The sequence below is a fragment of the Mangrovimonas sp. CR14 genome (assembly GCF_011764015.1).
In the GTDB taxonomy this organism is placed as follows: Bacteria; Bacteroidota; Bacteroidia; order Flavobacteriales; family Flavobacteriaceae; genus Mangrovimonas; species Mangrovimonas futianensis.
This window is the reverse complement of sequence record NZ_JAAFZY010000001.1, coordinates 300,960-311,977: the sequence shown is the minus strand read 5'-3', so window position 1 is coordinate 311,977 and position 11,018 is coordinate 300,960. Positions and strand designations below refer to the sequence as shown.

Sequence of the window (11,018 nt, the reverse complement as noted above, 5' to 3'; positions counted from 1 at the left end):
TTTGACCAAAAGAAAAACCATGTTATCATTAGCCGAAGAAAATTATTTAAAGGCCATATATCATCTAGGAAAATTTGGAACTATTTCGGTGAGTACTAATGCTATTGCTGATAAAATGGCCACTAAAGCTTCCTCTGTAACTGATATGATAAAGAAGTTGGCAGAGAAGGAATTAGTGGTTTATAAAAAATATCAAGGGGCGAAGCTTACAGAAAATGGCAGAAAACTGGCGGCTTCGGTAGTTAGAAAACATAGGTTGTGGGAAGTTTTTTTAGTGGAACACCTTAATTTTTCGTGGGATGAGGTTCACGAAGTGGCAGAGCAATTGGAACATATTCAGTCTGAAAAATTGATTAATCAACTTGATGCCTTTTTAGAATTTCCCACACATGATCCACATGGAGATCCCATTCCAGATAAAAACGGACAAATAAAGAAAACGGACAAGGTGCTTTTGGCGCAGGTCAAAGAACACGAACATTGCATGTGTGTTGGTGTTAAGGATTCTTCCAAAGAGTTTTTGAAGTATCTGGATAAACATCAGATTGCTTTGGGAACCCAGTTTAAGGTATTGTCCAAAGAGGCTTTTGATGAATCCATGATTTTAGAAGTGCACAACAAGCCTTTGAGTATATCTAAAGTGGTTTCGAATAACTTATTTGTAAAGAGCAACCAATGAATATAAGTCAGCCATTATATAACCTGATTCTTTTTGTGCTTCTTGCAGGCTTGCTTTATTTTTTATTTCGACCTACCAAAGGTTGGTTTTGGATTATTCAAAACAGTGTTAGAACCGATCAAAAAACCATCACAGAAGATATTTTGAAACAAATGTACACTTGGGAAAATCAGGGAGTTGATATTTTCAAGGAAGATTTGATCAAGAGTTTGAAATACAGTGATGGAACGCTAGAGGATGTTTTGGAAACCATGGAAAAAAGCATGCTCATCATCCAAACTGAAGAGGTGCTGGAACTAACGCCATCAGGTAGGAGTTATGCTATAAAAATTGTGCGTGTTCACCGTCTTTGGGAAAAATATCTAGCGGAAAAAACAGGATTTGAAAAAAGCGAGTGGCACCATCGTGCTGAGAAAATGGAGCACCGATTAAATCATGAGGAAACCAATATGTTGGCGACCCAATTAGGAAACCCCATGTACGATCCTCATGGAGACCCTATCCCAACGCATGAAGGAGACGTATTGGATATAGAAGGAGAATCTTTGGCAGATTTGGAAGTAGATACCGTTGGTAAAATTGTTCATATCGAAGATGAACCTGATGTGATTTACCGGCAGATTTTAGCAGAAAACATACATATAGGTTCACAAATTAGGGTGGTTGAAAATAGCAAGCAACGGGTGTTGTTCTATTCAGAGGGCGAAGAGTTTGTCTTAGCTCCAGAAGTGGCAAAAAATATTACGATTCAAGTTTTTGAAACGGAAGTGGTATTTGAGGAAGATGCTGTTAGGTTGTCTTCCCTTAAGAAGGGGGAGGAGGCTGAAATTATAGGGATTTCCAAAGAATTTAGAGGTGATGGCAGACGACGACTTCTGGATTTAGGCTTTGTAAAAGGCACCCCTATAAAAATTGATTTGGTAAGCCCTTTAAGCAATCCAAAAGCGTATTTGGTTAAAGGAACCACCATTGCTTTGCGAGAAGATCAGGCGGCCAAAATACTTATTAAAAAACGGTAAAATGGAGAATAAGAAAATAACAAGTGCATGTGAGGCATGTCCGCAATTTAATCCACACGGATTAAAAAAATTGGGGGTCAATGCAGAAAATACCGATTTTGTTATTGCCTTGGCGGGTAATCCCAATACTGGAAAAAGTACCGTATTCAATGCCTTGACAGGGTTAAGGCAGCACACGGGTAATTGGCCAGGTAAAACGGTAACAAGAGCTGAAGGAGCGTATCAATACAATGATAAAAAATACAAACTGGTAGATTTACCAGGAACCTATTCTTTGCTTTCTACATCACAGGACGAAGAGGTTGCCAGAAACTTTATCCTTTTTGGAAAGCCAGATGTCACCGTAATTGTGGTAGATGCTGGAAGATTGGAGAGAAACCTGAATTTGGTACTTCAAATTTTGGAAATAACAGGTAAAGCAGTCTTATGTTTAAATCTGATGGATGAAGCCAAGAGAAATCACGTTGAGGTTAATGAGAGAGCATTGGCTAAGCGTTTGGGAATCCCCGTGGTTCCCACAAGTGCCAGGTTTAATAAAGGAATTCCAGAGCTTATTGATGTGGTAAGTCAAGTAGCTAACGGACAAATAGTTTGTCAACCACATAGAATTACCAATGTGCCCAAAAGCATTAATGAGGCGGTTCAAAAATTAAGTGAAAAAATAAAAAAACAATTCCCATCCATTCCCAATAGTCGTTGGATTGCTTTCAGACTTTTAGAGGGAGATGAAAGGGTCGTTGAGGCCTTAAGAAATGGTGAATTTGAGATGCAGTAAGATGAAGAATGAAGTTGAAAATATCATAGGGTTGTCAAATGAGCTTCGATGGAAACTAGGAGGTGAATTTCATGATCACATTAGTGAAAGTATTTATGCGGATGCCTCTGAGATTGTAGAAGAAACGGTTAACACAGCCGGCAAAAGGGGAAGAAATGCTATCGATGTCAAAATTGACCAGATAGTTACTAGCAGGAAGTGGGGATTCCCAATCATGTTTTTGATTTTAGGTGTTATTTTATGGATTACCATTATCGGCGCAAACTATCCTTCTAGTCTGCTTGCAGAATTATTGTTGGATACCATTCACCCAGCACTGAAATCTGGTGCCAATAGTATAGGGATGCCTTGGTGGTTAAGTGGCTTTTTAATAGATGGAGTGTATTTGGCTTTGGCCTGGGTTATTGCCGTAATGTTACCTCCTATGGCCATTTTCTTTCCGCTTTTTACGCTATTGGAGGACTTCGGATACTTGCCAAGGGTGGCTTTTAACTTGGATTATTTGTTTAAAAAAGCAGGCGCCCATGGAAAACAAGCATTGACCATGAGTATGGGATTTGGGTGTAACGCTGCTGGAGTTGTAGCTACGAGAATTATTGATAGTCCACGAGAACGCTTAATAGCTATTATAACCAATAACTTTTCCTTATGTAATGGGAGATGGCCAACACAAATTTTGATTGCCTCCATTTTTGTTGGTGCGATAGTTCCCGAAGCTTTATCTGGTACAGCTTCTGTATTTGCCGTTATAGGTATTGCCATTCTGGGAATGGCCTTTATGTTTACCAGTTCTTGGTTGTTAAGTAAAACGGTTTTAAAGGGACAGGTTTCTACATTCAACTTGGAATTACCTCCCTATCGTCCACCAAGGTTTTGGAAGACACTATACACTTCTTTGATTGATAGAACACTCATTGTTCTATGGCGTGCCATCGTTTTTGCTGCCCCAGCTGGAGCTGTCATCTGGTTGATATCCAATATTATGATTGGAGACCACAGTATTGCCTATTGGATGATTGATTCTCTCAATGGATTTGGGTGGTTGATAGGTCTCAATGGAGTCATTCTAGTGGCTTATATTGTGGCGATTCCGGCTAATGAAATTGTAATTCCTACGGTTTTGATGCTTACGGTTTTGGTTACTGGGATGGCTGGTGGAGCAGGTGCTGGGGTAATGTTTGAGTTGGATTCAGCCAATGCTACGGCCGAAATTTTAAAAGCAGGAGGGTGGACATTATTAACGGCCATCAACCTTATGTTGTTCAGTTTGCTTCACAATCCGTGTAGTACGACCATTTATACTATTTACAAAGAAACCAAAAGTGTAAAATGGACCGCGGTCGCCACATTGATGCCTTTGGCTATGGGATTTGTAGTTACTTTTTTAGTGGCACAGATTTGGTATATGTTTTCTTAAATTTGAAAAGATGCATGCAATCAAGTATTTTTTTGTTGTTTTAGCGATATCCTTTTTAGGGCAATTAGGGTATGCCCAAGACCAAATAAAATTGGAAGGGGATCCTCCCCAGATTCTTCTTAATTTAAAATTTGGTGAAACCATGGAATGGAAAGGTTATCAATTGCAATTCATGGAGGTCAAACAAGATTCACGTTGTCCTAAAGGGGTGAACTGCATTAGTCCAGGCGAAGCCATTGTGGTAGTGAAAATTTTTAAAGAAGGGGTCCTTTTAGAAGAAAAGAGCTTAATGATTTCCTATAGGCACTTTCAAGATGACATGACTCAAATTTTGGATGTAGATGGCGAATCCCTTCATGTACAGAACTTAAAGCCATATCCAGTTGATGGAGTTACCCTAAAAGACAGTGATAGGTGTCTTCAGGTTATTACAATAATGGAGTAGTTTTAGTGGCAGCCACAATCATCTTTGCCACAGGAATTGGCAGCTTTTTTACTATTTGGAAAGAAAAACTTCCGAACAAGAAAGCCTGCGGCTAATATCACTGCCGAAAAAACTAATATGGTTTGGATGATATCATTTTCCATTTCTAAAAGATACAAATTATTTTAAAATTTGGAAAGCCGCCAAGGCTACCAAATAAGCAAAACTACTCATAACAACGAGTTGTAAGGCGGGCCATTTCCAACTGTTTGTTTCGCGTTTTACAATAGCTAACGTACTCATACATTGCATTGCAAAGGCATAAAAAAGTAATAGTGAAATCCCGGAGGCAAAGTTGAACAATGGCGTTCCTAAAATTGGGTTAACCTCTCCTGCCATTCTATTTTTGATGGTGTCTTCTTCCTCACTTCCCACACTATAAATCGTAGCAAGGGTGCCCACGAAAACCTCTCTGGCTGCAAAAGAACTCACAATGGCAATACCAATTTTCCAATCATAGCCTAATGGTTGGATGGCAGGTTCAATGCTTTTTCCAAGACGGCCTATAAAACTATGTTCTAATTTATAAGAGGCAATATGGTGATTTAAATCTTCTTCAGATAGGTCTTGGTCCTTAAATTGTTCTGTAACAATTTCTTCGGCATTATTGAAATTATCTCCTGGTCCATAGGACGCTAAAAACCACAAAACAATGGATATGGCAAGTATGATTTTACCAGCGCCAAAAATGAAACTTTTGGTCTTTTCAATAACCGTAAGAGCCACGTTTTTAAACAGAGGCAATTTGTAGTTAGGCATTTCAACTACAAAAAAACTACGGCTTTTTATTTTTAGAACTTGATGGAGTATAAAAGCCGAACAAATAGCGGCGCCAAATCCTAATAAATATAATAACATAAGGGTAAGGGCCTGATAGCTTAATCCTAAGAAACGCCCTTCAGGAATGACCAACGCAATGATTATAAGATAAACAGGCAATCTAGCCGAACAAGTAGTGAATGGGGTTACTAAAATAGTGATAAGGCGCTCTTTCCAACTTTCAATGTTTCTTGTGGCCATAACCGCCGGAATAGCACAGGCTGTCCCAGAAATTAAAGGGACCACACTTTTTCCGCTTAGTCCAAATCTTCTCATGATACGGTCCATTAGGAATACCACCCGACTCATGTAACCACTTTCCTCTAGAATGGAAATGAATAGAAATAGAAAGGCAATTTGAGGAATGAATATCACGATACCTCCCAGTCCGGGAATAACACCTTCTGCTATCAAATCGGTGAACTGTCCTTGAGGAAGATGGGTACTGGTCCACTCACTTAGAGAGGCAAAAATACCATCAATAAAGTCCATAGGCACACTAGACCAATCATATATTGCTTGAAAGATGGTCAATAAGATAAAGAAGAAAATAAGATAACCCCATACTTTATGGGTTAAAATACGATCTAATTTGATTCTTAAATCCTTGGCCGTGGCTAAATCAATGGTTTGTCCTTTTTTAAGGGCATCATTAATAAATTGGTACCTTTTTATGGTTTCTCTTTGCTGTAAGCGTTTTAAATCTGCCTTCGGTTTGGTTTTAAAATCATCCAAAACCTCGATTTCATTCCTTGAAATCTTGCCAAAGTTGACATCTTGGGTAATTACCAACCAAAGTTTATACAACAACTGATTAGGGAATGCTTTTCTTAATCCGTCAAAATACTGAGGGTCTATTTCAGAAGCATTGAGACATGGCTCTGTAGAAAGCTCCTTGTAATTGGCAATAAGTTCTTTTAAAACATCAACACCTTGTTTTTTTCTTGTACTAACTAAGGCTATTTTGGTGTTTAATTTTTTCTCAAGATAATCTATATCTAAACTGATACCCTTATAAGCCATTCTATCAGCCATATTGATGACTAAAATGGTTGGGATTTCCAAATCCTTGATTTGCGTAAATAAAAGCAGGTTTCTCTTTAGGTTTTCTACATCACTCACTACGACTGCTACATCGGGAAAATCCTTATCGGTTTTATTCAGCAAGAGCTCTATAACCACATTCTCATCAAGAGAAGACGCATTTAAACTATAGGTTCCTGGCAAATCAATGATATGGGCTTTAACACCTCTAGGTAATTTACAAATGCCTTCTTTTTTCTCAACCGTTATGCCAGGATAGTTACCTACTTTCTGGTTTAAACCGGTTAGGGCATTGAAAACAGAGGTTTTTCCCGTGTTTGGATTTCCAATTAATGCAACATTAATCTGCTTACTCATTTTCTAAATCGATTATTATGTGGCTAGCAGTTTCTTTTCTAATAGCTAAATGAGAACCGTTAATGTTGAGGTACAGGGGATCTGAAAACGGAGCAACTTGAACTAGTTCTACAAAATTACCTGGCAAGCAACCCATTTCCAGTAGTTTAAGTGGAATATGGATGGAGGAAACATCCTTTATGATGCCTCTTTGTCCCTTTTTTAATTGTGCCAGTGTCAGGTTCAAGCTTATTTAGATTGATTTTAAAAAAGCAAAAGTAAGTGATTTTTCCACGCCAAAAAAACCGATGGCTTGAAAACTACTCATATTCTTTTTCAAGTGTTTTAATATCGTTTAATAGACGTTCCATATCTTCTTGGTTGGTGCCATCATAAAAGCCTCTTATTTGCTTCTTTTTGTCGATCAGCATAAAGTTTTCAGTATGAATCATATCAAACGGACCGCCGTCACCATCTGTTTTTACAGCCAGATAGCTTTTCCTTGCCAACTCATAAATTTGTTTCTTGTCACCAGTAACCAGATTCCACTTAGAATCTATGACCCCTTTTTTCAGGGCGTATTTTTTAAGTTGTGGTACACTATCAATTTCAGGAGTCACTGAATGTGAAAGTAACATCACTTGGTTGTCATCTTTTAGCTTTTCTTGAAGTTGCGCCATGTTATCGGTCATGATAGGACAAATAGTTTGACAGGTTGTAAAGAAAAAATCAGCTATATAAATTTTATCCTTATATAGTTCTTGCGTTATGGTATCCCCATTTTGATTAACCAATTTAAAATCTGAAATCTTATGGTATTTCTTTTGGTAATGCAAGGTGCTATCAACCAATTCAGAGTTGACCATGGTGGGCTGGTATATGGGCAAAGGCTGGTAAACATTTAAAACGTTATAAATGATAATAACAATGATTACTGAAATAACGGCCAAAGAAATACCAATGTATTTGTAACCCTTAAAGAAGTTCAACATAAGTAAGAGGATTAGTCTTGAACAGTCAGAATTATTGACAAAAATACAATTCATTATCAATAAAATGGGTAATTTTAACAAGCTAATTAAATGAGTTATGAAAAGAAGCATGTTCCTTTTTTTATGTCTATTACCATTTCAAATTTTTGCTCAGGATTTGAATGGCACTGTAGAAAAAATAAGTGAAGCAGAGGCCAAAGCTGCCCTTAATAGATTGGCCGTTATAATGAATGAAAATACTGGTAATTACGATTTAAAATATCACAGACTGGAATTAGATGTGAATCCGGAAATGGCTTTTATCTCAGGCGATGTGACTTCCTATTTTGAGGCCAAAGAAGATCTCACTCAGGTTGTTTTTGAACTAACTGGAAATATGACTGTTTCCAATGTGACCCAAAATGGGACTTCATTGGAATTCGATCAAAACGATAATGATGAGGTGGTAATTACGTTGCCAGAAACTCAACTCATGGGGACACTGGATTCTTTGACCATTTCATATTCCGGAAACCCTGTAAGTTCTGGTTTTGGTTCTTTTGAGCAATCAACCCATAATGGAAATCCCATTATTTGGACGCTTTCAGAACCTTATGGAGCAAAAGGTTGGTGGCCTTGTAAGCAGGATTTAATTGATAAGATAGATTCGGTAGATGTCTATTTAACCACACCGACATTCAATCCAAATTCTCTAGAAAATATTGCAGTCGCCAATGGGTTGGAAATTAGTCAAGAAATCAATGGAGACGAAAAAACAACCAGATTTAAGCATAAATACCCCATACCAGCCTATCTTATTGCTATTGCTGTGACCAATTATGAGGTTTATAACCATACGGTTGAAAACAATGGGAGTCCCTTTGAGATTGTGAATTATGTCTATCCAGAAAACCTAGCTACGGCACAAGCACAAACCCCGGTCACGGTAGATATTATGAATCTGTTTACAGATTTATTTGAAGAATATCCTTTTGCAAACGAAAAATATGGACATGCTCAATTTGGGTGGGGCGGAGGTATGGAACATACCACGGTTTCTTTTATGGGTGGATTCAACAGAGGATTGATAGCCCATGAGTTGGCTCATCAATGGTATGGTGATAAAGTAACCTGCGGAAGTTGGAAGGATATTTGGTTAAATGAGGGTTTTGCAACCTATTTGGCAGGATTGGTAATTGAAGATTTTGATGGTAATTCACCTTTCATAACCTGGAAGCAGAACCGTGTAAATTCGATCACTTCACTACCAGATGGTGCGGTCTACATTCCAGACGCTGATACTTTGAGTGTCAATAGGGTTTTTAGTAGTAGATTAAGTTATAATAAGGGAGCTATGGTCCTTCACATGCTAAGAAAAAAACTGGGAGAGACCGATTTTTATCAGGGCATGCAAGATTTTCTAGTCGATGATGATTTGGCTTACGGCTATGCTAAAACTCCAGATTTTCAGAATATCATGGAAGCCACTTCAGGGGAGGATTTAACAGAGTTTTTTAATGATTGGATTTACAATGAGGGTTATCCCACATATAATATTTCAGTGGATCAAATATCACCTACTGTTGTTGAAATCAATATTGGGCAAACCCAAAGTCATGAATCCGTCTCATTTTTTGAGGCTCCAGTTCCCATTCGTTTGGTGGGTGCCGAAGGTGAGATATTGGATGTTGTACTAGATAATTCAGAAAACAACCAAACCTTTACTGAAAGCATCACTTTTAATGTTACAGATGTCTTTTTTGACCCAGAATCAGATTTAATTTCCAAAAACAATACCATTTCTTTGGGCATTGAAGAATCCTTGCAAAGTGCCTTCCAACTATATCCCAATCCAAGTAAAAACACCATTTATCTTAAAAAGCCTGAATCTTTACAAGTAGATGAAATTAAAGTGTATAATGCTTTAGGACAGCATGTTTTGAGTTCGAATTGGAGCGAGTCGCTTGATATTTCAAAATTATCGGCAGGTGTTTTATTTATAAAAATTCACTCAAATAGGGGCGTTATTACTAAGACCGTGTTAAAAAACTAGATAACTTGACGTTAAATTTTCTAAATGTCTTTAAAAAGTTATTTTTGTGCCCAGTAATTTTTGCTAGCATATGGAGTTTGTTATAAAAATATCTCAATTTCTATTGAGTTTGTCCCTTTTGATCATTTTGCATGAAATGGGGCATTTTATTCCCGCCAAGGCGTTTAAAACCAGAGTAGAAAAGTTCTACCTGTTCTTCGATATTAAGTTCTCTCTTTTCAAGAAAAAAATTGGTGAAACCGTTTACGGTATCGGATGGTTACCTCTAGGAGGTTATGTGAAAATTTCCGGGATGATTGATGAGAGCATGGATACCGAGCAAATGTCCCAAGAACCACAACCATGGGAGTTCAGGTCAAAACCAGCTTGGCAGCGGTTGATTATTATGTTGGGAGGAGTTACAGTTAATTTTCTTTTGGCCATAGTGATCTATATTGGGATGAGCTATTATTATGGAGATAAGTTCTTACCTAATGATAACATTTCAGATGGGTATGTGATTGAAAGTACTGTTGCCAATAAAGCAGGTTTGAAAACTGGTGATAAAATCATTGCGGTTGATGGGGAGAAGATTGAAAACTTTGCCGAGGTTCCAGAAAAAGTATTGTTTGGGAAAGACATTACCATTTTAAGAAATGGTGAACAGTCAACTATTACTTTGCCTCAAGATTTTTTAGCCCAATTAATTGATGCCAAAGAAAAAGGATTCATTGATTTAAGAATGCCTTTTATTATTGCCCAAGTTCCAGATACATCGGCTAATGCTCAAAGTGGAATTAGAAAAGGAGACGTGATTGTTGGTTTTAATGATACAGATACCAAATACATTGACCAAGTAGTTTCAAGTTTAGACTCCTATAAAGGGCAACAAGTAACGGCGCATATCTTAAGAGATCATGAAAAGCTTAATGTACCACTTAAAATATCTGATGATGGAAAATTAGGTCTTGTATACGCTACGAGAGCCACCCCAGAAACTTTGGAAGAATTAGGATATTATGAGTATGATGTTAAAAAATATGGTTTCTTAGAATCTATACCAGTTGGATTTAGTAAAACCAAAGAGCGTTTGGTTTCTTATGTTAAGCAGGTTAAAGCTATTTTTACACCAAGTACAGGTGCCTACAAGGGAGTGGGTGGTTTTAAAGCCATCTATGATATTTTCCCAACCGTATGGAGCTGGCAATATTTCTGGGGTATTACGGCCTTCTTATCTATCATGTTAGGATTTTTAAACCTATTGCCTATTCCGGCTTTAGATGGTGGCCATGTAATGTTCCTATTGTATGAAATGGTTTCTGGAAGAAAACCTGGGGATAAATTTTTGGAGTATGCGCAGATGGTTGGCTTCGTGATTTTGATTGCTTTAGTCCTATTTGCAAACGGCAATGATCTTTTTAAAGCAATTTTTGATTAAAATT

Annotated in this window: 8 protein-coding genes and 1 pseudogene; 6 read left to right on the top strand and 3 right to left on the bottom strand. The window is 37.6% G+C overall.

From position 1 onward, the window contains the following. Positions 1-19: 19 nt before the first annotated feature. The 4 genes and pseudogenes from GZ212_RS01300 to GZ212_RS01285 all read left to right on the top strand — a co-directional run bounded on the left by GZ212_RS01300 (position 20) and on the right by GZ212_RS01285 (position 4,335). Positions 20-679, top strand: a complete 660-nt coding sequence (locus GZ212_RS01300) for a metal-dependent transcriptional regulator (protein ID WP_053970670.1) — start codon at positions 20-22, stop codon at positions 677-679. Then, a complete protein-coding gene (locus GZ212_RS01295; RefSeq protein WP_166956567.1) occupies positions 676-1,698 on the top strand; it encodes a FeoA domain-containing protein in 1,023 nt (340 codons plus the stop codon). The genes GZ212_RS01300 and GZ212_RS01295 overlap by 4 nt, the downstream gene beginning before the upstream one ends. Positions 1,699-1,714: 16 nt before the next feature. Further along, positions 1,715-3,890 (top strand): annotated as a pseudogene (gene feoB, locus GZ212_RS01290) (ferrous iron transport protein B). A 10-nt stretch (positions 3,891-3,900) separates the two neighbouring features. After that, positions 3,901-4,335: a hypothetical protein gene (locus GZ212_RS01285; RefSeq protein ID WP_166956564.1), complete on the top strand. Its 435-nt coding sequence runs from the start codon at positions 3,901-3,903 to the stop codon at positions 4,333-4,335. 159 nt (positions 4,336-4,494) lie between these two features. On the opposite strand, the gene feoB (GZ212_RS01275) is transcribed toward GZ212_RS01285, so the two are convergent. From feoB (GZ212_RS01275) to GZ212_RS01265, 3 genes are all read right to left on the bottom strand, one after another. Continuing rightward, entirely contained in the window at positions 4,495-6,594 is a 2,100-nt protein-coding gene (feoB, locus tag GZ212_RS01275) for a ferrous iron transport protein B (RefSeq protein WP_166956561.1), read from the bottom strand. After that, positions 6,587-6,820, bottom strand: a complete 234-nt coding sequence (locus GZ212_RS01270) for a FeoA family protein (protein ID WP_053970666.1) — start codon at positions 6,818-6,820, stop codon at positions 6,587-6,589. Before GZ212_RS01270 ends, feoB (GZ212_RS01275) begins: the two co-directional genes overlap by 8 nt. Before the next feature lie 73 nt (positions 6,821-6,893). Continuing rightward, positions 6,894-7,565, bottom strand: a complete 672-nt coding sequence (locus GZ212_RS01265; RefSeq protein ID WP_053970665.1) for an SCO family protein — start codon at positions 7,563-7,565, stop codon at positions 6,894-6,896. A 97-nt stretch (positions 7,566-7,662) separates the two neighbouring features. On the opposite strand from GZ212_RS01265, the gene GZ212_RS01260 reads away from it, so the two are divergent. Both GZ212_RS01260 and rseP read left to right on the top strand, forming a co-directional pair. Further along, positions 7,663-9,597, top strand: a complete 1,935-nt coding sequence (locus GZ212_RS01260; RefSeq protein ID WP_166956558.1) for a M1 family aminopeptidase — start codon at positions 7,663-7,665, stop codon at positions 9,595-9,597. A gap of 70 nt (positions 9,598-9,667) precedes the next feature. Next, positions 9,668-11,014, top strand: coding sequence for an RIP metalloprotease RseP (rseP, locus tag GZ212_RS01255; protein ID WP_166956555.1), 1,347 nt, complete (start codon positions 9,668-9,670; stop codon positions 11,012-11,014). The last annotated feature ends 4 nt before the right edge of the window (positions 11,015-11,018 follow it).